Genomic DNA, 25,708 nt, shown 5'->3' on the forward strand with positions numbered 1-25,708 from the left:
AATGAGTAACCTCCCAAACCCGGTGCTGAACGGCTTCCACCCCGACCCGAGCATCGTTAAAGTCGGCGGCTGGTATTACCTCGCTACGTCGACATTCGAGTATCTTCCCGGCATCCCGATTCACCGTTCGCGTGACTTCGTCAACTGGGAGCTGATCGGCCATGTCGGCACGCGGCCCGGTCAACTCGGCGTTGAGACAGTACCCACCGGAGGTGGCGCGTGGGCGCCGACGATCCGTTACCACGGCGACCAGTTCCACCTCGTCATCACTGATGCCATGGGCCGTGGCATGCTGCATTTCACCTCCGATGAAGCAGCTGGCCCGTGGAGTGACGGCGACCTCCTGCTGACCGAAGACGGCTCGCAAAGCCTGTTCGGAATCGACCCGGATATCGCTTGGGATGCCGATGGCACCTGCTACGTCACGTTTTCTGGCCTCCTACTCTCCGGCGACCTCAATCCGAATGCGCCGACGCATCTCGGCATTCAGCAGGTCGTGGTCGACCTTGAATCCCACCGGGCAGCCGAGGAGCCACGCTCGCTCTGGTCGGGCACGGGGCTCATGTTCCCCGAAGCACCGCACCTCTATGACATCGATGGCAGCTGGTATCTGATGCTCGCCGAAGGTGGCACCGAGCGCGGGCACGCGATCAGTATCGCGCGCGGAGATTCACCGGCCGGCCCATTCGAAGGCACCCCGGCAAACCCACTGGTCTCGGCGCGCTCCACGCCGCGACCGATCCAGAACACGGGACACGGCGACCTTGTCGAGGGCGTCGACGGCGGGTGGCTCTGTGTGCTTCTGGGAGTGCGGCCACGCAGCGGCACCCGAGCATTCTCAGCTCTTGGCCGCGAGACCTTCGTCACACCGGTTACCTGGTCTGATGGCTGGCCAGCCATCTCACCTGTCGAGTTGAATCCACGCCCCGGCACGAGCATCGACATCTCGTTCGAGGGCCCTCTCGATGCGGAGTGGATCGCGGTTCGCCGTTTTCCCACCGATGTGGCCAGGGTGCAGAACGGCCGCCTCGTACTGACCGCCGATGGCTCGACTCTCGCGGATGCGAGGCCGGCGTTCGTCGGACGGCGTCAGGAACACCTCACCAACGAGGTCACTGTCCACCTCGATGTCTCCGCCGGAGTCGGCGGGCTCGCCGTCCGGTACGACGAACAGTTCCGTCTCGAGATCGAGGCCGGCACCGGTGAAGTCGTGGCGCGTGCGTTCATCGGCGGTCTCTACCAGCAGTGGCAGTATCCGTTCGCTGGCACCGAACTGAAGCTCCACCTCGCTTCCCGCAAGCCACCCCGAGGCACCGGAATCGTGACGACGAGCGACGTTTTCCACCTCGCCGCCACCGTTGACGGAGAGCGTCGTGAACTGGCCGAAGTCGACGGACGTTTCCTGTCATCCGAGGTCACCGAGTCGTTCACTGGACGAGTCATCGGTGTCTACGCGGTCGAGGGCGAAATCGCGGTGGAGCGCTGGATCTCCGAGGGGAACGACGATTGATTTCTCACGCACACATCACGCAGCTTCGGGCTGAACTCCGCGAGGGTCTTGTCGCGACGGCGACACCACGGCTGAGCTGGCAGGTGGAGTCCGCCGCAGACGGTTGGATTCAAGCGTCAGCTGATCTGACGGACGGCCGGGAAACGATCACCCTCGAGGGCCGCGACAGCGTGCTTGTCGCATGGCCTTTTGCCGCACTGTCTCCCGGAGAGGTACGGGAAATACGCGTTCGTGCGCGGTCAACAGCTAACGCCGAAACTGACTGGAGCGCTCCGTTGCTTGTCGAGCCCGGCTTCATGTCGGAGGGCGAATGGATCGCTCAACCAATCGGCCTCCGCTCTCCTGACCGCCCGGCGCAACCCTTTGTTGCGCGCACTCGATTTACCCTCGATCGCCCGATATCCCACGCAACACTGTTCTGGACAGCACTGGGCGTTGCCGAACCGGAAGTCAACGGGAAAGCAGTTTCAGAAGACGTGCTGTCACCGGGCTGGACCGCGTATCGAGACCGACTTGTGCACGAAAGCGTCGACGTTACTCATCTCGTCATCGACGGCGAAAATGAACTCAGCGCGACGGTTGCCGGTGCCTGGTACACCGAGAAGTACGGGTTTTACGAGTTCGCCGACCGTCTCTACGGCACACAACCGTCGTTCTTCGCGCAACTCCGGGTGACCTACGAAGACGGTGACATTTCTACCGTCGCCGCAACCGGAGACGGGTGGGAAGCAGCCGGCGACGGCACGATCATCGACAGCGGCATCTACGCGGGTGAACATCAAGACCTCCGGCGCACGGCATCAGCATGGGCCCCCGCTCGCGTAGGCGTCGCGTCACAGCCCGGCTACGAGAATATCCCCGTGCCTGAGGCACGCATTGCACCGCCAGTGCGTCGCATCGAGACACTGCCAGTTGCTGAGATTCTGGCGAGCCCTTCCGGCGGCACTATTCTCGACTTCGGTCAAAACCTCGTGGGGCGCTTGCGTGTGAAGATCCGCGGCGAAGCGGGTCAACGAGTGGTGATGCGTCACGCCGAAGTTCTCGAGCACGGCGAGCTCAGCATCCGGCCCCTGCGGAATGCGAAAGCAACGGCCTCGTTCGACCTGTCGGGCGAAGAAGACACCCTTGAGTCACGGTTCTCGTTCTATGGATTTCGCTACGCCGAGATCACGGGCGTCAACGTCAGCCCTTCGAATGTCGAAGCGGTCGTGCTTCACACGGACATGACACGAACCGGGTGGTTCACGGCATCCGATTCGATGCTCGAACGCCTCCACGAAAATGTGGTGTGGGGAATGCGCGGCAACTTTTTGTCGATCCCCACCGACTGCCCGCAGCGTGACGAACGCCTCGGGTGGACCGGCGACATTCAGGTGTTCGCCCCGACCGCCGCTTTCCTCTATGACTGCGATGCCTTCCTCGTGTCGTGGTTACGCGACCTCACACACGAGCAAAATCGAACTGATGATGGGTCGGTGCCGTTGGTGATTCCCGCGGCACTCCCCTCGTTTGGAGGTGGCGGGCCCACCGCCGTGTGGGGGGATGCTGCGACGGTGGTTCCGACCGTGCTCTATGAGCGATTCGGCGATGTGGGTGCGATCGAAGCCCAATACCCGAGCATGAAAACCTGGGTGGATTCCGCTCTCGCAAGCGTTGACGACCGGGGACTGTGGGCTGGCAAGATGCAGCTTGGCGACTGGCTCGACCCCTCTGCCCCGCCCGACAAGCCAGGGCAGGCCAAGGTTGATGGCGACATCGTCGCAACCGCCTACCTTGCACGCTCGCTTGGGCAGGTCGCGAACGCAGCAGCGCTTCTCGGCAACTCGGCGGATGTGACGACCTACGCGGCGCTGGCAGAGCGCACTCGGTGTGCTTTCGTTGCGGAGTATGTGACTCCAGCGGGGCGAATGATGAGTGATGCTCCGACCGCCTACGCCCTGGCCCTCGAGTTCGACCTCGTGACCGATTCGGTCGTACGACAAGCGCTGGCAGATCGGCTGGCAGCTCTTGTGCGCGAGGGTGGCTATCGCATCGCTACCGGTTTCGTCGGCACACCGCTCGTGACCGACGCGCTGGCGCACAACGGCCATACTGCCGTCGCTGAGCGGCTCTTGCTGCAGACGGAGTGCCCCTCGTGGCTTTACCCGATCACTATGGGTGCCACGACGGTGTGGGAGCGATGGGATTCCCTCCTGCCCGGCGGGTCCGTTAACCCCGGCGAGATGACCTCGTTCAACCACTACGCTCTCGGCGCGGTGGCCGACTGGCTGCATCGCACGGTGGCGGGCCTCGCGCCGGCGGCACCGGGCTACCGCACTCTGCGCATCGCTCCGCGCCCGCTGGCGGCGCTCGACCACGCGTCTGCGCGCCATGGCACACCGTACGGAGAGGCATCCGTGGCGTGGCAGCGCGAGGGCAGCGAGATCGTCGTCTCAGCGGCTGTGCCCGCCAATGCGACGGCAATAGTCGACCTGCCCGGCGAAGCAGAGTTCGCGGTGGGCTCGGGGCATTACGAGTGGCGCTTTGCCGCGGCATCCGAAGTCCCGCGCCAGCAGCTCCCCGGGCTACAAGCTTCGCTCGCCGCTGTCATCGACGACCCACGCGCGTATCGTGCGCTTCTCGACACTGTGGCAACGTTCGATGCCGACCGCGCAGAAGCCGTGCGGGCCGACACTGTCTGGGCGAACGGACGTGTCGTTGCCTCGGCCTTGATGTTCAGCCCACCGCCACTCCTCGACGCCGTCGACGCCGCCATCCGCTCCGCCACCGCCTGATCCCGCCCCGCCCCGCGAAGGGTCGCAACACGCCGAATTGATACCGCGCGGCACATGCCATAGCGGCATGTTGCGACCCTTCGCGAGCAGGTTTGGGGGGCTTAAAGGCGCACCGTCAGGATCACGCGCTGATACGACTTGAGCGGATGCGGGGCGTCATCTTCGGCCTCGGCGATGATGTGGATGGTGTCACCGGGTGTGGCCGTTGTGGGAACGGCGATAGTCGCGGCCTCCCCGCCGGGCGACACGGCGACGGCGCCAGCGACCGTGCTCGCTGCGGCGTCGTGCCACCAGCGCACGGTGACGGCATCGCCGTCAGGGTCGCTCGTGTAGGCCCGGAGCTCCACGCGCTCCCCGGGTGAAACGTCAATGTCACGCCGGTCGACGTGCAGCGTGGGATGGTGATTCACTTCTTCGAAGCTGCCGCTCACTGACCATCGCAGTCGTGCTGCGAAGTCAGTTTGGGCATCGGCGAACCAGCGCATCACCGAGGTCTCATCGCCGCGGCCCCCGAAAGCGCTGTCGGCGATCGCCCAGGTGTCGGCACCGTCGTCGGTCCGTGCGGCGTATCCGCCCCAGCCGCCATAGCTCGGATGCTCATGACCTCGAAGCCCGGGAACGATGAGGTTCAGCATGTTCGTGCTGTCACCCTCCGAAATCCACTCCCCCGCCTTTTGCGGGTCGATCCACACCTGATATCCCGCTGCACGCAGTTCGTCGGCCGAGAGTCCGGAGAGGTGAAAGTAGTCAGTGAGGTCTCCCGGCACCATCTGGCGACCATCGCCCCACACGCGGTAGAGAGCGCCCAGCGGCCCGACGCGCGTGACGTTTTCTCGCAGCCAATCCGCTGAGATCAGCGACGCGTCCGGTGCGGGTAAAACTGTGCGGATCATGTAACCCCACCCAGCTGTGGCGACCTCGATCACCCGGATGTCGGGCCAGTGCGGCGCGATGTAGTCGTCGTACGAGGCATCCTGTGAGGCGAACTTCGTGATGATGGCCTTCGCTGACACGGCTGCGTGCACCGCGGGCCATTCGTCCGTTGCTGCGAAACGTTCTTCGATCGACATCAACGCACGCGCAACAGTGCTCGGGCCAGCCCACATCTGCAGGTGAACCGGATCTGTTCGCTCATCGAGGAGCACGTCGGCAATCAGCTGCGATCCCGGCGTCTCAGAACTCGTGTCGCCTTCGAAATCCACGTTGCCCTCGCGCACGACCGCACGAAGGGCGGCAGGGGTCGGATATCGAGGATCGTGCACAACAAGGTTGCCGTAAACCTCCGCGTACGCATCGACCGCATCCTCGATGAAGCGCTCACCCGGTGCCCACCGCCAGGAAGTCTGCGGCTCGGAGTACTCGCGATCGGCTCGGAAGAAGGGCGTGTGCTGACCATCGCCACGCCAATGAAATTGACTGCTCGCGTAGACGAGACCGGCGACCTCGACGTCGTTGCTGTACAGCAGAAAGCGGATCATCGAGTTGAGGTCGTCGAGCTCCGGGTCGGCCGTGACGATGGTGCGGGGCCGCATCGATGCTTCGACTCTCTTCTCGCTCACGCCGCACCCTCGGCATGCCAGCGACTGAATTCCGCCAGTTTGAGATAAAAGTCTTCGAACATCAGTCGCGTGTCGACCCACGTATAAACACGCATCGGACGCGCACCCGGAACCGCGCTGTAGCCACCATCGTCGTCGAGTGCCGGTGTCGATCGCTCAACATGCTGGCTCGATGCGGAGTCGGGCTCGAATATCGACTGCAGCGCTGTCAGCAGCACGAGCGGTGAATCGCCGAGCGCGTATGTTTCCGAGGCACCTGAGGCGTGAATGCCGACCATCCCGACAACGCGTGCGATTTCGTCGTACATATATCGCCCGAGGGGCCCTGTGGCGGCTACGCGCAGTCGAAGCTCGGCATCCGAGACGAGACACTGGCGATACACATCGCGAGGCACCTGCCATATCGTCAACGATGAGTCGTTGAAAACAACCTGTCCCGCAACGACATCGATCAGCAGGTTGTATTCGATGGGCATCGCACCTGGCGGCGGAGCTGCAAGCTCTTCATGTTCGCCTCCGCCGATCCAGACGAGGGTCAGTCGATCAGCGATGCGCGGCTCGATCAAGTACGCCGAGGCAATATCGGTGAGCCCGCCACCCGCAACATAGAACAGGGGAGATTGGACATCGTCACGGAGCGCTTCGGCGATAATCGCGTCGACAGCCGGCGAGTGCTGCGGGGTTTCTCGGTCGAGGAGCGCGTGGTTCGAGCCGGTGTAGATGGCATCAGCCGAGTCGAGCCCCATGCGGGCAAAAACGCCCTTGACTACCGCTGCAGCATTGTCAGCCGTGTGCGCACTTGAGTCGAACACGTCGCCCGGCCGAAGGTGCGAGGCCACCACCGCTCGGATGTCGACGCTCGGCGAGAGCACGTGGTGGACGATCTGAATGAGGTCGTCGGGGTCGCCCGAGAAGTCGTTATCGATGATCACCCGTGCGCGCGGGCCCGCTGATGGCTGGATGGCCTGCCAGGGGGATTCGCCCAGCTGCCACCTACGAGTCGACGCGGCGATCTGCAGGCTGTCGGATTCGGGGATGGTGGTCATCTATGACCCCTTCTCAGGCTCGGGTGAAGTCACCCCAGGTTACCATTGGTGCACCGGTTGACCAATTGTTGCCCTGCCTGGTAGTCGCTGCATCCGCGCGCCGGTTAGATCGCTGTCGCCTGGATCTCTTCGATGCTGACCCAAATCTCGTCCGGGATCTCGATGGCCATGAGCTCATTGAGCTCGTGAAGGCGACGCTCGGTCTTGATTCCGACGACGGTGGAATCAACCAGCGGCGAGCGCAACGAAAAGTGAAGCGCAACTGCCGCGAGCGGCACACCGTGAGCGGCACAGACCTCTTCCATCTTCACGACTCGGCCGAGAAGTTCCGCAGACGGCTCGCGGTAGGCATAGGTGGATGCCGCAGCTGAACCCTTCGCCAGAATTCCGCTGCCAAACGGGGCAGCATTGAACACCGTCATTCCGCGGGCACGCGCGTCTTCGAACAGCGGCGTAGCGCTCCGGTCAACGAGAGTGAAGCAATTGTGACTGAGGACGGCGTCGAAAACCCCGGTACCGATGTATTCGGTCATTTCGTCGATCGGGTAGGTGGCGATGCCGATCGCTCCGACGACACCGGCATCCCGAAGCTCAATCAGCCCCTCGACAGCGCCGCCCGGCGCCATGGCCTCAGATACTGTCACAGCGTACGGGTCATGAAAATGCAGCAGTGGCAGTGTGTCGACACCGAGCCGCGCGCAGCTTTCCTCGAATGAACGCAGCACTCGATCACGGTCGAACGCGCGAGTTTCGGGATCCTCATCGACCTTGGTCACGACGTGTGGCTCAGCATCCGCGCCCACGCGCTGGAGTGCGAGCCCGAGCACAGCCTCGGAACGGCCCTCGGAATAGTTGTTCGATGTATCGACGTAGGTGTGCGCGGACTCGAACAGGGCTACCGCAGAATCGACGGCAGCCTGCTCTTCGGGGCTACCGGGTTCAGTCCCACGTCCAAGTCCTGAGGTGCCGAGCGTTACTGGACTTGGTGCGATCTTCACGTGCTGCCTCCGTTGAGAGTCGGTGGTACGCGGATAGCCGAAGCGGCATGCGTCCCCACAATTTAGCCCACCTCACAGAACGCCTCCACGCGCAACGATGCCCGGCAGATCCCCCTTCGGATCTACCGGGCATCGAACCTGAGACGCTATGCGCCCTTCGTGGCAAGCTTTTCAGCGACCACCTCGGCGGGGGCTTCTCCAGCGGCTGCGACCTCGACACGGTGCGCCCGCACCTCATCGAACGACGTGCCGTAATAGGAGGCTTCCATGAGCGTTTTCATGTCAGCGAGCATCGGCATCCGTGGGTTTGCCGGTGCGCACTGGTCTTCGTAGGCCGCCATCGCCAGGGCATCCAGCTGACCGATGAATTCGGTCTCAGAAACACCCTGCGCCTGGAACGAGCTTTCGATACCAATCGCGTCGCGAAGAGCTTCGACAGCACGGGCATAAGATTCCACACCCTCTTCAGGAGTGGATGCCTTCAACCCGAGGTGTCGTGCGATCTCTTGGAACCGCTCCGGAGCGATGTAGCGCTCGTACTTGGGCCAGCTCGTGAGCTTGGTGGGGATACGGCCGTTGTAGCGGATGACGTGGGGCAGATAGACAGCGTTGGTGCGCCCGTGGATCAGGTGGAACCTGGATCCAGTGACGTGGGCCATCGCGTGCACGATCCCCAGGAATGCGTTTCCGAATGCCATTCCCGCAATTGATGCCGCGTTGTGCATCTTTTCGCGAGCAAGCATGTCGGCGGGGTCGGTGCTGCCAGACTTTGCCTTGGCGCTGCGCTCGATGTGTTCGAAGATCAGCTTGATCGCATGAAGGGCCAATCCGTCGGTGTAGTCGTTGGCGTACACCGACACGTACGCCTCGGTGGCGTGCGTCAGGGCATCGAACCCAGCGTCAGCGACAACGTTCGCGGGCAGCGCCGACGTGAGCGCCGGGTCGATGATCGCAACCGATGGGGTCAGCGCGTAGTCGGCCAGGGGGTACTTCTTGCCGGTTTCGTCGTCGGTGATCACAGCGAAGGGTGTCATTTCAGAACCGGTACCCGACGTGGTGGGGATGCAGACGAGCTGCGCCATCTTGCCGAGGTCGGGGAACTTGAAGGCGCGCTTACGCACATCGAAGAACTTCTCGCGCATGTCCGAGAACTGCACTTCGGGGTTTTCGTAGAGCAGCCACATGACCTTGGCGGCATCCATCGGCGACCCACCACCGAGGGCGATGATCGTGTCAGGCTTGAATTCCCGCATCTCTGCAGCACCCGCGACAACGCTGGATAGCTTCGGTTCGGGCAGCACCCGGTCGATAATCTGCAGGTGCACGCGGTTGGGGCGGCGGTTCAGAACGTCAATCACCTTGTCGACGAAACCGAGCTTCGTCATCGTGGCGTCGGTGACGATCGTGACGCGGTCAACGCCCTTCATGTCGATGAGGTAGCGAATCGCGTTGGGCTCGAAATAGGTCTTGGCCGGCACCTTGAACCACTGCAGGTTGTTGTTGCGGCGTCCGACGCGCTTGACGTTCAGGAGGTTGACTGCAGAGATGTTGTTCGACACCGAGTTGTGACCGTATGAACCACAACCGAGGGTCAACGACGGCATGAAGGCGTTGTAGATATCGCCGATTCCGCCGAGCGCCGAGGGTGCGTTTTCGATAATACGAACAGCCTTGACGCGCTTTGCGAACTCCGCGATGACCGCCTGGTCGTTGCTGTGGATCGCGCCCGAGTGGCCAAGGCCGTCGAAGTTGACCATCTGCTCCGAGAGGGTGATTCCTTCTTCGGCATTCTTGGCCCGGAGGATTGCGAGCACGGGGGCAAGCTTTTCGCGAGTGAGTGGTTCGCTGGGCCCCACCTCGGCAACGTCCACCATGAGGAGCGACGTGTCTTCCGGAACGGTGAAGCCCGCCTGCTGCGCGATCCACATCGGTGTCTGACCAACAACTGCCGCGTTGAGCTTGGCGTCGCCACAGTTCTTCGCATTGGCCTTCACTCCGAAAATGAACTCTTCAAGCTGGCGCTTTTCTTCAGCATTCACGACGTAGGCGTGCAACCGAACGAACTCTGCCATCGCCTCTTCGGCGATCGGCGCATCGAGGATGACGGCCTGCTCAGACGCGCAGACCATGCCGTTGTCGAACGACTTCGACAGCACGACGTCGTTTACAGCGCGACCGATCTTGGCGGTGCGTTCAATGAATGCTGGTACGTTTCCGGCACCGACGCCGAGGGCCGGTTTGCCACAGGAATATGCAGCACGAACCATCGCGTTGCCGCCCGTCGCGAGGATGAGGGCAACTCCGGGGTGGTTCATGAGCTCGTTCGATGCGGCGAGAGACGGCTCTTCGATCCACTGGATGCAGTTGACCGGGGCTCCCGCGGCAACGGCTGCGTCGCGCACAATCTTCGCGGCGGCAGCGGAGCACTTCTGTGCTGCCGGGTGGAACCCGAAAACGATGGGGTTCCGTGTCTTCAACGCGATGAGCGCCTTGAAGATCGCAGTCGAGGTGGGGTTCGTCACCGGGGTGAGCGCACACACGACGCCGACCGGGTCTGCGATCTCGGTAATGCCGGTGATCTCGTCTGTCGAGATGACGCCGACTGTGCGCTGCTTGATGATCGAGTGGGTAACGTGCTCGCACGCAAAGATGTTCTTTACTGCTTTGTCTTCGAAGAGACCGCGACCGGTCTCGGCTACCGCAAGCTCTGCAAGCTCGCCGTGGTGACTGAGAGCTGCGACCGAAGCTTTACGCACGATGAAGTCGATCTGCTCTTGAGTGGAGGACGCGTATTCATCAAGCGCAATCTGTGCGCGCGCGACGAGTGCATCGATGCTGCCGGACATGAGAGCCTCCTACCCGGTGCGGACCCACTGCCCGCTCCTTGTTCCCATGACCATCGTGCCTAATGTGGTCTGACCACACTAGGGACCATGGTCCCGCCGTGATCCCAAATTTCTCCAACGCGCGACTTGCCCGTTTTTGTGGGTGCTGGCGAGCCAACACCCACAAAAACGGGCAAGTCAGCGGCGAGATGAGGGTGCGGGCGCGAGGGGCGAGCGTGGGGCTAGGGGGTGCGGGCGGCAGCGGAGAGGCGGGCGGATGCCGTGGCCATGTGTACCGCCATGGCAGACGCGGCGGCATCCTCATCGCCGCCGGCGACTGCCCGGTAGATCGCATCGTGCTCATCGATAGCGCTCGCAACTTCTGCTGCGTCATGAACCGCCCGATCCGCATAAACCTGCAGGAGCGAGCGCACGACGTGCAGCATGTCGATCAACGCCGCGTTGCCTGCTGCGGCGGCGAGTGCGTGGTGAAACTCGAGATCTGCTTTCGCGAACGCGCGGAGATCCGCAACGCTCTCGCGCATACGCTCCACATGCAGCGACAGTAACTCCAGTGCGGATGGCTCCGCACGACCGGCCGCCAAGCGGGCGACGTAGATTTCAAGACCAGAGCGCAACTCGAGCAGCTCCGCAGTGTTGCGCTCGCCGATCAGCAAGCCCCAGCGGAGCGTCTGCGGAAGCAGTTCGCTTGCCGTGCCCCTCAGATACGTTCCCGACCCCGGGCGAACGTCAACGATGCCGATGATTTCCAGGGCGGCAAGGGCCTCGCGCACGGCAGATCGGCCCACTCCGAGAGTTGTCGCCAACTGGCGCTCGGGCGGAAGCCGCGTACCTGGCTCAATCGAACCGCTCGTGAAGAGATCGAGCAGGCGGCGCGCGACCTCCGAGACGGGTGTGCCCGCGGGCAGCGTGCCAAGTGACGCGGCGATCTCGTTTGAACGCTCATCAGGGTACGCGGGCATGCGAACAACTTACCCGCCCGCCTCCCCCTCCATGACAAAACACAGTCGCACGCTGGTCAACCGGATGCTTGCAATTGGTCAACCGGTTTGGCACACTTAACGCAACCCTGCACGTACCCCAGCGCCCGAGGAGCCGCGATGACGCGACTATGGAACGATCCCGCAGACTTTGCCGACGAGATGATCGAGGGCTTCGTCGCCGCCAACGAGCGCTACGTTCGACGCGTCACGGGTGGAGTCGTGCGAAGCACCGTCTCGCCAGTGGGCCAGGTTGCCGTCGTTGTCGGCGGCGGCTCGGGCCACTACCCCGCGTTCGGCGGTTTGGTCGGACAGGGCCTCGCGCACGGTGCCGCTATGGGAAACCTCTTTGCCTCCCCCAGCACGCAGCAGGTGTACTCGGTCGCGAAAGCCGCAAACAACGGCGGCGGAGTTTTCCTGAGCTACGGAAACTACGCCGGAGATGTCCTCAACTTCGACGCAGCACAAGAGCGGCTGCGAGACGACGGTATCGACTGCGAAAGCCTTGCCGTAACCGACGACATTTTCAGCGCAGGCCGCGAAGAGCTCCACAAGCGTCGCGGCATCACGGGCGACCTCACGGTCTTTCGTATCGCAGCGGCAGCGGCCGAAGCGGGCGCTGATCTCACCGAGGTGACCCGGCTCGCGGGTCTCGCCAACGGTCGAACTCGTTCGTTCGGTGTGGCCTTCAGCGGTTGCACATTGCCGGGCGCAGATCATGCCCTCTTTAGCGTCCCCGAAGGGCGAATGGCGGTTGGCCTCGGCATCCATGGCGAACCCGGTATCGACGAAACCGGCATCCCCACAGCCGACGAGCTCGCCGAGCTGTTGGTCTCGCGGCTGCTCGAAGAAGTGCCCCACGGCATCGAGATCGCAGGCGCCCGTGTCGTGCCGATTCTCAACGGCCTCGGCTCGCTCAAATACGAGGAAATGTTCGTTGTCTACCGGCGCATCGCGCAATTGCTCACCGAGGCGGGAATCGACATCGTCGATCCGCACGTCGGCGAGTACTGCACGAGCTTCGACATGGCCGGCACCTCACTCACTCTCTTCTGGCTCGACGATGAGCTCGAGTCGCTGTGGGATACCCCCGTCGACACTCCGGCCTACCGCCGCGGTTCGGTTGTGCCCGCAGAACGAGCGGATGCCACCACCTCCACGACAGCAGCGCTCACCGACGTACCGCCCACCGACGCCGCATCCCGCGAGGTGGCATCCACTGTGCAGGCCGTACTCAACGTCATCGAAACCACTGTCGATCTGCACGTCGACGAACTCGGACGGCTCGACTCGATCGCGGGCGACGGCGACCACGGCATCGGCATGCAGCGGGGGTCACGCGCGGCGAAAGCCGCGGGAACCGCAGCGTTTGCCGCGGGAGCGGGGGCCGAAACAGTGCTCGCTCAGGCAGCGGATGCCTGGTCGGACCGTGCCGGCGGCACATCGGGAGCCCTCTGGGGGCTCATCCTCGGTCAGGTCGCACTTCGCCTCGAAGACACGGGGCGCCCAGCTCCAGAAGCTGTCGCCTTGGGAGTTGCGGCAGCAGCGAAAAGCGTTATGAGCTACGGCAAGGCCGAACTCGGCGACAAGACCATGGTCGATGTGCTCGTGCCGTTCTCTGAGGCCCTCGCGCGCAGCATCGACGGCGAAGAAACCCTGGCCGATGCCTGGAGCGCAGCAGCAACCGTCGCGACAACAGCGGCGGCGGCCACCGCCGACCTCATGCCCCGCATGGGCCGCGCTCGTGCCCACGGAAAAAACAGCGTCGGCACACCCGACCCGGGAGCGTACTCACTCGCGCTCATCGTCAACGCGATCTCAACAGTTCTGTCAGCAGCACCAGCCGACAGCACGCTCGAAAGGACTCACTCATGACTGAAGCCACCCCCCTCCGCATTGTCATCGGCTGCGATGACGCCGGCTTCGACTACAAGGAGATCCTCAAAGCCGACCTTCTCACCAACGCTGGCGTTGCCTCCGTCGTCGATGTGGGCGTCAACGCCGACGGCCACACGCCGTACCCCAGGGTCGCAATCGCGGCTGCCGAGCAGGTCGCCGCCGGCACGGCCGACCGGGCTCTCCTCATCTGCGGCACGGGGCTCGGCGTGGCAATCGCTGCGAACAAAGTTTCCGGCATCCGCGCTGTCACGGCGCACGACTCATTCTCAGTCGAACGCGGCGTGCTCTCGAACGATGCGCAGGTACTCACGATGGGACAGCGTGTTGTGGGCATCGAGCTCGCTCGGCGGCTCGTGCGCGAATGGTTGACGTACCGCTTCGACCCGACGTCGGCAAGCGCTGAAAAAGTTGCCGTCATCGGCGAATACGAGACCACCGGGTCGTGCTGATGGGCAAAGTGACCGTTGGCGTCAGCCTTAAGACTTACTTCGGACGAGCCGAAGCCGTGGCCTGGTTCGAGCAGGTAGCCGAGCGGGTTCGACTCCACGACGCTGTTCGCTCTGGAGCGGTTGAAGTCTTCGTCATTCCCACTTACCTGCAGATCGACGACGCCGTCCGAACGTTTGCCGACACTCCGATCAAGATCGGCGCTCAGGATGTCTCGGAGTATCCGCCGGGCGCATTCACCGGCGAGATCTCTGCCAGCGAGCTGGTCGAATCCGGCGTCGCGGTTGCCGAGATCGGTCACGCCGAGCGACGACGCCTTTTTGCCGAATCTGAGGCCGTCGTGACAGCCAAAACAACAGCCGCGCTTGCTGAAGGCATCACCCCGGTGCTGTGCCTCGGTGAAACCGCGCACATGAGCCCAACGGATGCCGCGGCCACAACCGTTGCGCAGCTGCATTCCGCGATCGCCGAGTCCGCCGCTGGCGCACTCATCGTGGCATATGAACCGGTGTGGGCAATTGGTGCTCCGGAGCCTGCCCCGGCGCACCACATTGCCGCCGTCACGGCGGCACTTCGCGCCGCGGTAGATGCGCTCGACAACCGTCGTGGAAGTGCAGTGATCTACGGCGGCTCAGCGGGGCCCGGTCTCTTGACAGCACTCGATGGTGCCGCCGACGGGCTTTTTCTCGGACGATTCGCTCACGACCCCGATGCCTTCGTCGCTGTTCTCGATGAAGCAGCGTCGCTCGCCGCCGCACGGAGCACGTCATGATCGGGCTCGGCACCTATGCCTTCTTCTGGCAGCACTCTGAGCGGGCGGGCACTCCGCTCTCGCTCGCCGGAGCCTTCGCCGCAACGCGCGACCTCGGTGTCGACCTCTTTCAAATCTGCGACTATGCACCGCTCGACACCATGAGCGACGCTGAGCTTTCGGATGCCGCAGCTGCCGCTCGCCACCTCGGGCTCACGATCGAGCTCGGCACAAAAGGTGTCGAGCCGCAGCACCTTCGACGGTATCTGGAGCTTGCCGAAGTGTTCGACGCACAGCTCGTGCGGAGCATGCTCTATAGCCCGACGTCTCGCCCTACCCTCGCTGAGGCCGAAGCGCAGCTGCGATCGGTCGTCGGCGAGTACGAGGCATCCGGAGTCACCCTCGCCCTTGAAACGTATGAGCAGGTTGCGACCCGAGATCTCATCGGGTTGGTCGAGAACGTCGCTAGCGACAGCGTGGGAATTTGCCTCGACCCCGGCAACATCGTCGCGCGCCTTGAGCACCCCCGCGACTGCGTCGAGCAGACGGCGGCGCTCGTGAAAAACGTGCACGCCAAAGACTTCGCCTTCGCGCGGCAAGACGGCTGGGTGGGTTTTACCTATTCCGGAGCACCCATGGGCGCGGGGCTCCACGACTACCCTCACCTGCTTGAAAAGGTCCGGCCGCGCGAGCGCGGCATCAACGAAATCGTCGAGCACTGGCTCCCCTGGCAGGGCGACGCCGAAACCACAGTTCACACCGAGCGGGAATGGACCCGCACCACAGTCGACTATTTGAGGAGCACGACATGACCACTACAAGCGATACCTACACGATCGCCGTTCTCGGCGCGGGCGGAAAAATGGGAATGCGAGTGTCGAACAACCTCGCTCGTACCGATCACAGCGTCTTCTACGTGGAGAACTCCCCCGCCGGCCAGCAGCGCACAACGGATGCCGGCCGCTCGCTGACCGACGCCGCCACAGCTGTTGCCGACGCCGACATCGTGGTCTTCGCCGTCCCCGACCTCGCACTCTCCCCGGTGACAGCCGAGATCGTTCCGCTGATGAAACACGGTGCGATCGTGTTGACCCTCGACCCGGCCGCCGCCTACGCGGGTCTTCTGACCACGCGCGATGGCATCATTCAGGCAGTCGCGCACCCCTGCCACCCCTCGATCTTTCTGCAGCGCCAGACACCCGAAGAGTGGGCCGACACATTCGGTGGCATCGCCGCCCCGCAAGACGCGATCGCTGCGATCGAGAGCGATGACGCCGCGAAGCAGGCCATCGTCGAGGCAACCGTCCGCGCCATCTACGCGCCGATCATCGACGTGCACTGGGTGACGATCAAGCAGCTCGCCCAGCTGGAGCCGACCCTCGTTGAGACTGTCGCCTGCATGATCGGGTCACTTCTGAACGAAGCGCTCGATGAAGCGATCAACACCATGGGAGTTCCGGAGGCGGCGGCGCGCAGCATCCTGTACGGCCACACTCAGGTCGCTCTCGCGAACGGACTCCGCGGCGACAATCCCTTCAGCGACGCGTGCCTCATCGCGATGGACTACGGTCGCGAGAGCATCATCAAAGATGATTGGAAGAAGATTTTCCGTGACGACGAGCTCGATAAGAACCTCGCGCGGATGCTTCACCTCGACACCATCGAGAGGTAGATCATGAGCAGACTCATGGGCAAGACCGCACTCGTTACGGGTGCGGGAACCGGGATCGGGTACGCCGTCGCTACGCGATTCGCCGCCGAGGGTGCGCGCGTCATCATTGCCGACCGTGACGAAGCAGCGGCTGCCGCCGCCGTCGAGGCTCTCGGCGCTGACGTCGCAAAAGCTGCCATCGTCGATATTTCTGACGAAGCATCCGTCGAACGCGGCTTCGCAGAACTCATCGCTGCGGGGTGGACCCCCGATGTCGTCGTTGCCAACGCGGGAGTGCAGCTCTTCGGGCACGACGCGAAGATCGGCGACCTCGATCTCGCTGTCTGGCAGCGCACTGTCGACATCAACCTGACCGGCACATTCCTCACCGTCAAGCACGCTGTGCGTGCGATGAAAGACGCGAACGGCGGATCGATCATTCTCACCGGAAGCCCCACCGGGCTCAACGGCGAGGGCCAGGATTTCACCGCCTACAGCGCGACGAAGGCCGGGATTCATGGTCTGGCACGCACAGTAGCTGCGGCCTATGCACGCGATGGCATACGGGTGAACACTGTCGTGCCGGGTTACACCGAAACGACGCTTGTGACGGCGATTACCTCCGACCCCGAAGCGCGCGCAGCCATCGTCGGTCGCATTCCGATGGGCCGCGCTGGCACACCCCACGATGTCGAAGGCATCATGGTGTTTCTTGCGAGCGACGACTCCGCATTCGCGACCGGCGCGCTTTTCGCCGTCGATGGCGGCATGACGACGCTGTAACCGAATCGCCCCATATGACACTCGATGCATGGAACTCTTCCCACGCGCCGACGCTGCTCTGGCAGTCCGGCGCGTGGCAAGTGCACCTGCGCGACGACGAATTCGCCGACATCAGCTATGACGGTCGGCCGGTACTCCGAAGCATCCGTGCTGTTGCGCGTGACCGTGACTGGAACACCGCGGGGTGGGTCATCAACTCCGTATCGACGACGCCCGAAGTGCTCACGCTGAGACTGCGCACTCAGGATTTCGGTGCTGATCTGTCCGGAGACGTGCGTGTCCGGGCATCGGATCGCGCACTCACTGTCGAATTCGACGCGTTATCAGCCGTGGAGTGGGAAACCAATCGCACCGGCCTGGTGGTGCTGCATCCGCCGCTTCTCGCCGGAGCAGCGTTGCAGGCAACGCACCCCGACGGTTCTACGTCGGTGAGCAGCTTTCCGGTCGAGATCAGCGCGCACCAGCCGGTCTTCGACATCGCTGGCCTCGCGTGGCAACACGCGGGTCTCGGGGTTCACGTGGCGTTTTCGGGTGACGTCTTTGAGATGGAAGATCAGCGCAACTGGACGGATGCCTCGTTCAAGACATACAGCAGACCGCTTTCGTTGCCTTTCCCCTACCGACTCAAGCCCGACTCGCGCGTCTCGCAGTCGGTCACGGTCACCGTCTCACCACTGCCCGATGCTTCTCCCGGGGCGAGGTCACCCGTCGCGCAGATCCGGCTCGACGCGGCCGGTGCACCTTTTCCCGCTGTGGGGGTGTCCGCCGCTACCGGTCCAGACCCGGCTCCCGCGCTCGAACCGATTGGCTCTGAGCTTCTCGTCGAGCTCGATCTTGCGACCGCCAATTGGCGCAGCGCTCTCGAACGCGCGCTCGCGCAGCCACTCGCACTCGATGTGCGTCTCGTGCTCGACACTGCGAACCCCACAGCCGTTCATTCCGCGGTCGCACTGCTCCCGAGCCAGCGACTTGTGCGAATCGGCGCATTCCAGCGCACCGGCGACTCCCGACATGTGACCGACGCTCGCGCCGACGCGCTTCTTCGGGATGCGCTCGCAGCCCACGGCCTGAGAACACCAGTCGTCGGCGGTTCACGCTCGCATTACACGGAGCTGAACCGTGAGGGCCATCGCCTCCCGCGCGACCTCGATGGGCTCGCCGTCACGTTCACGCCACTCTTCCATTCACTCGGAACCGAGCAACTCGTCGAATCAGTCGCAATGCAACGTCTGATCGCGGAAGCGGCCGTCGCATATATTGCTGATACCCCCGTCCACATCGGGCCCATCGCGCTTCGCCCGCGATTCAACGACGTGGCGACTGCGCCGGAGCCCGCTCCGTCTCGCGCAGACCTCGCCGAGGGGTACGGTGCTGAATTCACCGGCAGCGTCGACCCCCGCCAGAGCGCGCCACAGCTCGGTGCCTGGCTGATCGCAAGTGCTGCGGCACTCGCGATTCCGGGCGTTGCATCGCTCAGTTATTTCGAAGAGTGGGGGCCACGAGGCATCCGCTCGTCAGCCGGGGAGCCAACACCCGCCTTCGATGCAATCAACGCCGTCGCTGGGCTTGCAGGATCGCCGCTCCTTTCTGGCACGAGCCCAGACGGACTGGTGTGGGCTGTCGGTGCACTCGCTGACAGCCAGACCTCAACAGTGCTCGTTGCCAATCTCGACACCGTGGCGCGCGACATCGACGTGACAACCTCGACGGGTGTCGAGCGCGTGCTCGTTGCACCTTTCGCCTGGCAGTTCCTGTCGGGAGCCTCAACAGCTTTCACAAACCCGCTGCCGAATTCTCCCGAGGAGCACTGATGCTTGATCGTTGGATACCCCTGCTTGAAGATCACATCCGCACCAACTGCGAACAGATGACACGGGAACCATCCGGAATCCTCACCCACCCGTACACCGTGCCCTCGAGCCCGGAGTCGCCCTACTACTCGATGGCACTGTGGGACTGGGACTCGTGGTTTATCAGCGTCGTGCTCGGACAGGTCGAAGCAGACACTGGGCGTGCCGGGCACTTTGGCGCGTACGAAGAGGGCGTCATCCGCAATTTCCTCGAGCACACCGACACCGATGGCGTCATGCCTATTCTGCTGAAGCCTGAGGGCCCTGTGCTGCACGGCGACCCGTCGCGGGGCGCCGGATTTTCAGAAAACATGCACAAACCGGTGCTCGCGCAGCAGGCAGCGTTGCTCGCCCGCCGCCGTGGCAGTGCCGAATGGCTGCGCGACGATATGCCGGCCCTCGGCGCCTTTGTTTCTCGCTACCTCGAGAGCCACGTGCATGCCGAAACCGGATTGGCCTACTGGCAAACGGATTTCGCCATCGGCGTCGACAACGACCCGTCGGCCTACTATCGACCGGCAAAGAGCACGGCGTCGATCTATCTCAACAGCCTGCTCTACCGCGAACTCCTCGCGTATGGCTATCTCCTCGAAGAGCTAGATCAGGTCTCGGAGGCAAACATCTGGCGAGGCCACGCGCAAAATCTCGCGGATGCCGTCAACGAACACTGCTGGGACGAGCGCGACGGCACCTACTACAGCGTCGATCTCAATCTCCGCCCGATCGATGCCGAAGACTGGCTGCACCGTGGCGCACCACGCACGTGGTCTTCGATGATTATGCGGATCGACAACTGGTCAAGCTTTCTGCCGCTGTGGGCAGGGTTCGTGTCTCAAGAGCGCGCAGAGTGCATGGTCAATCGATATCTTGAGCCCGAAACGTTCCACGCCCAGTTCGGAGTGCGCACGCTTTCCAAGCTGGAGAAAATGTACAACCTGCGCGCCTCCAATAATCCGTCCAATTGGCTCGGCCCCGTGTGGGGAGTGAGCAACTATCTCGTGTTTCGCGGGCTGCAAAAGTACGGATTCGAAAGAGAAGCGCGCGATCTGGCGCAAAAGACGGTGCGACTTTTCGGCCAGGATCTGGAGACCAACGGGTCGCTTCACGAGTTCTACAACCCCGACACCGGTGAGCCGATCATGACGAAGGGCTTTCAGAATTGGAACTTCCTCGTGCTGAACATGACGGCGTACCTCGAGGGTCGCACCATGGTCACTGAGTTCTAACTAGATCGACCCAATACCGGCCGAACTCGCACGAACCATCAGATCAGGCTCGAGAACCCGGTGGATATCCTCCACTGGACGGCGCTCAATCATGTCAAAAAGCAAGTCCATCACCGCAGTACCGAAACCCTGATGACGCCCCCGCACACTCGTGAGAGGAATGAGCGACGCCTCGGCAAACTCGTTGTCGTCATACCCGACGACGGCCATTTCTCGTGGCACGTGCACCCCACCCGTCGCCACTGCGTTCAAGATACCGAGCGCCAACAGGTCGTTCACTGCGAACACTCCATCGGGCCGCTGCGCAGCGTGACGCTGCAAGAGAGCTTCTCCGACCTCGTGCCCGCCCCGAACTGTTCGGTCGGGCATGTTGATGACCTCGAGTGTGGTTCCGGATCCCCGTGCGACTTCGCTCGCGCCGGCAAGACGCGCCGAGACCTGCGGAATACCGAGCGGTCCTCCCACGAAGGCGACGTGACGACATCCGATGTCGAGCAAATGCTGCATGGCCTGACGCCCGCCCGAGACATCGTCGATTGACACCGAGGGCTGGTCGAGCGAAGCAGCACGTTGACCGATCAAGACTGAGGGAGTCCCCCGCCTACGCACCTGAGCAAGCCGCTCCTCAATCGGTTCGTGCGAGGATACGAGCAATCCGCGAACCTGATGCTGTTCGAAAACCTGGATATATGCGTCTTCTCGCTCGCGGCTGCGATGTGAATTTCCGATAAAAACCGATACGCCACGGTCTGATGCGCGCAGCTCGACGCTCTCCGCGATCTCGGCGAAATGGGGGTTACTCACGTCTGGAGCGATGTAGCCGATAACGGTGCTGACGCCGAGTCGAAGCTGACGACCCGCGTTGCTCGGCACAAAACCGAGCGACTCGATTGCCTGCTGAATGCGTTGCGCCTTATCAGCAGAAACCTTGTCCGGGTGGTTGAGGAAGTTCGACACCGTGCCAACAGCGACGTCGGCACGATCGGCCACATCACGAATTCCAACTCTGCCCATTATTTTTACTCGTCCCCTTCGGCGATTGAACAGAACTGTACCCGATCAATCCGCACGCAACGACCCTTTTCGGAACGTTTCAATATTTCGAACGTGGCATGAAGCCGTGACGAAAATTTTCGCCGATTGCCAGCGTGAGAGGAGAAAAGTCACGATCAGATCACCAGGCTTGACAGTCGCCAAATATCTCGCTTACGATCCATACTTGAAACGTCTCAATGACGACAAACGTCTCAATGAAGACACCCGCACTTTTCAAGGAGGAATTGTGATCACAGCATCTAAGCGGAACTTTACGAAGCCGCTTTTCAGTACTCTGGCAATCGCCGGAGTGAGCGCCCTCGTTTTGACGGGTTGCTCTGGCGGCAATGGCGGCGACGGCGGCGGAGACGCGACTGGAGCTGACCACGAAATGCTCGACTACGTCATCAACTCAGAGAACACGACGACAGAGCCCATTCTCGATGCTCTCGCCAACAATCAGTGCCAGGCTGAAAACGAGGCGCAACCGCTCGAGATCAGCGGCATTCCGCAGGCAGAAATCGACGCCCAGATGCAGCTTCTTGCGAGCCAAGGAGGCCTCCCCTCCATGTTCGCTGCCGGTGGAAACCCCGCGGAAGGCGAAAAGCTCTGGGACGCGGGAGTGATTCTGGATCTCGATGAGGCGATGACAGAACTCGGTGTTCGCGACAAGGTGAGCGATGCCGCCGTTTCGACGATCGAAAAGCTGTACGGCGGCGAGTTCAACTTCCTGCCGTTCCAGTACAACATCGAAGGATTCTTCTACAACACGCAGATCTTCGAAGAGAACGGCTGGGAAGTTCCCGAAACGTGGAGCGATTTGATGACAGTCGCTGGGGAAGCGGATGCAGCTGGCGTCACGCCGTTCGCAGCATCCGGGGAACAGGGCTGGCCGCTGACGCGACTCGTGAGTGGCTACCTTTTCCGATCGCTCGGCCCTGACGCGATGCAAAAGATCGCCGATGGTGACGCGAAGCTCACTGACCCCGAATACGTCGAGGCCGCAGCACAGATCGCTGAAATCGGCGACATGGGCTACTTCGGCGACAACGTCGCATCCCTCGACTACGACGCGGCGACCAACGAGTTCCTCACGGGCAACGCGGCGATGATCTACATGGGCAGCTGGCTGCTGGGAAACATCAACAGCGACAGCAACCAGATCGGCACTGAGAACGTCGGCTTCATGCGCTTCCCCGCGGTCGAAGGTGGCGCAGGCAGCATCGACGAGTACCCATCGAACGTGGGGCTCCCGTCTACATTCAGCAAAGATGCCTATGGCCCGAAGACTGCGGACTGGCTGAAGTGCATCACTGAAAACTTCGGTAACGAGGCCATCGAGCAGGGTCAGATCACCGGATTCGTTTCCGACGTCGAGGTGGATCTTCCCGTCATCTCCGAAACCATCAAGGACGAGATCGAGGGCGCCACCGACAGCGTGCTGTGGTTTGAAGCACTCTTCAACGCAAAGGCAAGCTCGATTTCTTCAACCAACGCGGCGCTTCTTGCCACGGGACAGATGACGCCAGACGAGTTCATGACTCTCGTCCAGGACGCACTCGATAACCCGTAACCATCGCGCACTTCTGGCGGGGCCGCCATCCATGTCGGCCCCGCCAGAAAGCATCCGCGCCCAGGGGCGCATTCTTTTCTCTTCTCCCCCCGAACGCGAAAGCCCATCTCATGAAGTCGATTCTCGGAGATCGCAAGGCGATCATGCTGCTGCTCACGCCAGCGCTGGTCGTGTACACCCTCATCATTCTCGTGCCCGTCGTCTGGTCATTCGTGCTGACTTTCTTCGACGGCAGCGCGCTCGGAGGATTTCAGTTCGCGGGAGTTTCAAACTTCGAGCGACTGTTCACCGACCCGTACATCGCAGACGCTTTCTGGTTCACGGTGAAATATGCAGTTCTCGTAACGCTGTTCCAGGTCGTCTTCGGCTACGGCCTTGCTTTGCTTTACAACTTCGTCCTCCGCAAGTCGTCGGTACTCGTTCGCACCCTCGTGTTCTTTCCGGTGGTCCTGCCGACAGTGGCAGTGTCGTTGCTGTACCAAAAACTGTTTCAATCAGCACCGAACGACGGACTCGTCAATGAGCTCTTGGTCAACGTAGGCCTGAGTGGCGTCGACTGGCTCGGGTCGGGAACGACAGCATTTGTCGTCATCGTCATCATGGATGTCTGGCGTTCCATGGGCTTCTACGGAGTTCTCGTATTTTCCGGGCTTCTCGACATTCCGGACGAGATCATCGAGTCGGCGCGCATCGACGGTGCACGCGGCTTCGGGCTCTTTCGCTTCATCGTGCTGCCGATGTCGCTTCCGATCCTCTACGCGTCATTCATCTTCAGTATCAACGGCACGATCAAGGTTTTCGATTCGGTATACGCCCTCACACTCGGCGGACCCGGTAGCTCGACCACGCCGCTCACGCTGTACATGTATCGCACGGCGTTCCAGTACAGCGACTATGGCTACGGTTCGACGATAGCTCTGCTGCTGACGGTCATGTGTCTCGCAGTCACCCTGCTGATCTTCCGTTCATCGCGACGCGATAACACCATCTGAGGTTTCGAGAATGACTACTACCGCCACGACAGTCGCCGTTCACACCCAACGGTCCTTTTCTCCCGCGCCCCACGGCGTGAGAGAAAAGAGCATCCGCTTTTTGAAAAAGCTCCCCACCTGGTTTGCGATCGCATTCCTCATCCTCATCACTGCCTACCCGCTGTTTTGGATGTTCATCAACTCCCTGAAGTCGAACTCAGACTTCTTGAACAACCCCTCTTACACCCTCCCGACGGTGTGGGAATGGGGCAACTACATCAACGCGTGGGAAACGGGAAACCTCGCGACGACGATCACTAACTCGATCATCGTCACCTTTCCCTCGCTCCTCCTGATCGTTCTCCTGGGCGCAGCGGCCGGATACGCTCTCGAAGTCCTCGTCTTCAAAGGCCGAGGTGGCGTGCTCCTGCTGTTCCTTGCAGGCGTCATGATCCCGATGCAGATGATCATCCTGCCGCTTTTCACGATGTTCTTCGAGATCGGCATCACCGGCACCTACCTCCCGTTGATACTCATCTATACGGCCAGCGGCTTGCCGCTTACTGTGTTCATGATGGCGACGTATTTCCGCGCGATACCTCGTGAGATCTTTGAAGCAGCAGCTCTCGACGGGGCATCGATGACTCGAGCCTTCTTCTCGATCGGCCTACCGATGATGCGAAATGCCGTCTTGACGGTTGCGATCGTGCAGTTCTTCCTCATCTGGAACGACCTGCTCATCGCGCTCATCTTCGCCGGCCAGCGAAAACTCAACACCATTCAGGTCGGGCTGCTCAACTTCTCCGGAGAATATGGCGCCATCAACTACGGGCCGCTCTTCGCCGCGATCTGCATTACGGTGGGCGGAATTCTCATTCTGTACCTCTTCTTGAACCAGAAGATCATGAAGGGCTTGTCAGCTGGGGCGGTCAAGGGATGAGCGAAGTCACTTCTCCTCTCACGGTGGGAGTGACCGGAAGTTCGGGCAAGCTCGGGCGTGCAACCGTGGCGCGGCTTCGTGGCGCAGGGCACGAAGTCATCGGTTTCGATCTCGCAGGTTCGCCCGGACCCGGCTTCACTCGCGTGGACCTCGCAGACTACGGGCAAACACTGGACGCGTTGTTGGGAGTCACTGCTCGACATGGGGGCGTTGACGCGCTTGTGCACCTTGCGGCGATTCCCGTCAACGGTCTCGTGCCTGACGTCACAACGTTCACGAGCAATGTGACGGCCACCTTTCACACATTTTTCGCCGCCCACCGAGTGGGCATTCGCAAGATCGTGTACGCCTCCAGCATCACGGCGATGGGCTTTCCGTTCGACGAAGCGCCACCGTCTCTCCCGGTCGATGAGACTTTCACTCGCGCGCACAATACTTACGGGCTTGGGAAAGTCGCAGAAGAAGCGATTGCGGCTCAGCTTGTCGGCTGGGCCGGCGACGCGTCGATTACCGCGCTGCGTTTCACGAACGTCGTCGACGAATCGGAGTACGACACGTTCGCTCGCGCCGACGATGTGACCTATCGACGTGACCTCCTTGGCAGCTGGATCGATGCGCGCGATGGCGCCGAGGCTGTCGCTCTCGCTCTCGAAAAGGCGCAACCGGGCTTCGACGCCTTCAACGTCGCGGCGCCGGAATCCGGCCTGCGAATTCCCTCTCGGGAACTCGCCGAAACCTGGTTTCCCGGCACTCCGTTGGCTGAAGATCTCGGTCGATTCGAATCGCTCATGTCGACACGAAAGATCCAGGAGCTCTGGGGCTTTCGAGCGCAACATGACTGGCGTTGACGCCGTTCAGCTCTTCCTCTT

20 protein-coding genes are annotated in these 25,708 nt (G+C 62.2%); 14 read left to right on the forward strand and 6 right to left on the reverse strand.

The window, feature by feature from the left end; genetic code table 11:
- The first annotated feature begins 1 nt into the window (after position 1).
- A complete protein-coding gene (locus FHS06_RS00940; protein ID WP_167044213.1) occupies positions 2-1,510 on the forward strand; it encodes a glycoside hydrolase family 43 protein in 1,509 nt (502 codons plus the stop codon).
- Complete coding sequence (locus tag FHS06_RS00945; RefSeq protein WP_208387854.1) at positions 1,507-4,284, forward strand: alpha-L-rhamnosidase; 2,778 nt, start codon at positions 1,507-1,509, stop codon at positions 4,282-4,284. Before FHS06_RS00940 ends, FHS06_RS00945 begins: the two co-directional genes overlap by 4 nt.
- Positions 4,285-4,385: 101 nt before the next feature.
- On the opposite strand, the gene FHS06_RS00950 is transcribed toward FHS06_RS00945, so the two are convergent.
- The 5 genes from FHS06_RS00950 to FHS06_RS00970 form a co-directional block, all read right to left on the reverse strand.
- Positions 4,386-5,843: a DUF1593 domain-containing protein gene (locus tag FHS06_RS00950; RefSeq protein ID WP_167044216.1), complete on the reverse strand. Its 1,458-nt coding sequence runs from the start codon at positions 5,841-5,843 to the stop codon at positions 4,386-4,388.
- Positions 5,840-6,889, reverse strand: a complete 1,050-nt coding sequence (locus FHS06_RS00955) for a nucleoside hydrolase (RefSeq protein ID WP_167044219.1) — start codon at positions 6,887-6,889, stop codon at positions 5,840-5,842. Before FHS06_RS00955 ends, FHS06_RS00950 begins: the two co-directional genes overlap by 4 nt.
- Positions 6,890-6,993: 104 nt before the next feature.
- Positions 6,994-7,887: an aldo/keto reductase gene (locus FHS06_RS00960; protein WP_167044221.1), complete on the reverse strand. Its 894-nt coding sequence runs from the start codon at positions 7,885-7,887 to the stop codon at positions 6,994-6,996.
- A gap of 146 nt (positions 7,888-8,033) precedes the next feature.
- Positions 8,034-10,733: a bifunctional acetaldehyde-CoA/alcohol dehydrogenase gene (adhE, locus tag FHS06_RS00965; RefSeq protein ID WP_167044223.1), complete on the reverse strand. Its 2,700-nt coding sequence runs from the start codon at positions 10,731-10,733 to the stop codon at positions 8,034-8,036.
- Between the two features lie 221 nt (positions 10,734-10,954).
- A complete protein-coding gene (locus FHS06_RS00970; RefSeq protein WP_167044226.1) occupies positions 10,955-11,695 on the reverse strand; it encodes a FadR/GntR family transcriptional regulator in 741 nt (246 codons plus the stop codon).
- A 138-nt stretch (positions 11,696-11,833) separates the two neighbouring features.
- On the opposite strand from FHS06_RS00970, the gene FHS06_RS00975 reads away from it, so the two are divergent.
- Genes FHS06_RS00975 through FHS06_RS01010 form a run of 8 tightly spaced genes read left to right on the forward strand, consistent with a single transcriptional unit; the run spans position 11,834 to position 20,320 of the window.
- Positions 11,834-13,588 (forward strand): dihydroxyacetone kinase family protein, encoded by a 1,755-nt coding sequence (locus FHS06_RS00975; protein ID WP_167044228.1) that lies wholly within the window; start codon positions 11,834-11,836, stop codon positions 13,586-13,588.
- The gene (locus FHS06_RS00980) at positions 13,585-14,061 is read left to right on the forward strand and encodes a ribose-5-phosphate isomerase (RefSeq protein WP_167044231.1); all 477 of its coding nucleotides are present in this window, start codon (positions 13,585-13,587) and stop codon (positions 14,059-14,061) included. The genes FHS06_RS00975 and FHS06_RS00980 overlap by 4 nt, the downstream gene beginning before the upstream one ends.
- On the forward strand, positions 14,061-14,831 hold the full coding sequence (locus FHS06_RS00985; RefSeq protein WP_167044245.1) for a triose-phosphate isomerase family protein: 771 nt from the start codon (positions 14,061-14,063) through the stop codon (positions 14,829-14,831). Before FHS06_RS00980 ends, FHS06_RS00985 begins: the two co-directional genes overlap by 1 nt.
- A complete protein-coding gene (locus FHS06_RS00990) occupies positions 14,828-15,622 on the forward strand; it encodes a sugar phosphate isomerase/epimerase family protein (RefSeq protein ID WP_167044248.1) in 795 nt (264 codons plus the stop codon). The genes FHS06_RS00985 and FHS06_RS00990 overlap by 4 nt, the downstream gene beginning before the upstream one ends.
- Complete coding sequence (locus FHS06_RS00995; protein WP_167044251.1) at positions 15,619-16,482, forward strand: phosphogluconate dehydrogenase C-terminal domain-containing protein; 864 nt, start codon at positions 15,619-15,621, stop codon at positions 16,480-16,482. Before FHS06_RS00990 ends, FHS06_RS00995 begins: the two co-directional genes overlap by 4 nt.
- Before the next feature lie 3 nt (positions 16,483-16,485).
- Positions 16,486-17,244 carry an SDR family NAD(P)-dependent oxidoreductase gene (locus FHS06_RS01000; RefSeq protein ID WP_167044254.1) on the forward strand — a complete coding sequence of 253 codons (759 nt, stop codon included), beginning with the start codon at positions 16,486-16,488 and terminating at the stop codon, positions 17,242-17,244.
- A gap of 14 nt (positions 17,245-17,258) precedes the next feature.
- Complete coding sequence (locus FHS06_RS01005) at positions 17,259-19,055, forward strand: D-apionate lactonase family protein (RefSeq protein WP_182486461.1); 1,797 nt, start codon at positions 17,259-17,261, stop codon at positions 19,053-19,055.
- A complete protein-coding gene (locus FHS06_RS01010; RefSeq protein WP_167044257.1) occupies positions 19,055-20,320 on the forward strand; it encodes an MGH1-like glycoside hydrolase domain-containing protein in 1,266 nt (421 codons plus the stop codon). The genes FHS06_RS01005 and FHS06_RS01010 overlap by 1 nt, the downstream gene beginning before the upstream one ends.
- Here FHS06_RS01010 and FHS06_RS01015 read toward each other — a convergent pair whose 3' ends face one another.
- Positions 20,321-21,334, reverse strand: coding sequence for a LacI family DNA-binding transcriptional regulator (locus FHS06_RS01015; RefSeq protein WP_243845230.1), 1,014 nt, complete (start codon positions 21,332-21,334; stop codon positions 20,321-20,323).
- Positions 21,335-21,539: 205 nt separating this feature from the next.
- On the opposite strand from FHS06_RS01015, the gene FHS06_RS01020 reads away from it, so the two are divergent.
- The 4 genes from FHS06_RS01020 to FHS06_RS01035 all read left to right on the forward strand — a co-directional run bounded on the left by FHS06_RS01020 (position 21,540) and on the right by FHS06_RS01035 (position 25,687).
- Positions 21,540-22,928: an ABC transporter substrate-binding protein gene (locus tag FHS06_RS01020; RefSeq protein WP_243845231.1), complete on the forward strand. Its 1,389-nt coding sequence runs from the start codon at positions 21,540-21,542 to the stop codon at positions 22,926-22,928.
- A 110-nt stretch (positions 22,929-23,038) separates the two neighbouring features.
- Complete coding sequence (locus FHS06_RS01025) at positions 23,039-23,920, forward strand: carbohydrate ABC transporter permease (protein WP_167044266.1); 882 nt, start codon at positions 23,039-23,041, stop codon at positions 23,918-23,920.
- A gap of 10 nt (positions 23,921-23,930) precedes the next feature.
- On the forward strand, positions 23,931-24,839 hold the full coding sequence (locus tag FHS06_RS01030) for a carbohydrate ABC transporter permease (RefSeq protein WP_167044269.1): 909 nt from the start codon (positions 23,931-23,933) through the stop codon (positions 24,837-24,839).
- Positions 24,836-25,687 carry an NAD-dependent epimerase/dehydratase family protein gene (locus FHS06_RS01035; RefSeq protein ID WP_167044272.1) on the forward strand — a complete coding sequence of 284 codons (852 nt, stop codon included), beginning with the start codon at positions 24,836-24,838 and terminating at the stop codon, positions 25,685-25,687. The genes FHS06_RS01030 and FHS06_RS01035 overlap by 4 nt, the downstream gene beginning before the upstream one ends.
- The last annotated feature ends 21 nt before the right edge of the window (positions 25,688-25,708 follow it).

Source organism: Microbacterium halimionae, assembly GCF_011761265.1.
GTDB classification, from domain to species: domain Bacteria; phylum Actinomycetota; class Actinomycetes; order Actinomycetales; family Microbacteriaceae; genus Microbacterium; species Microbacterium halimionae.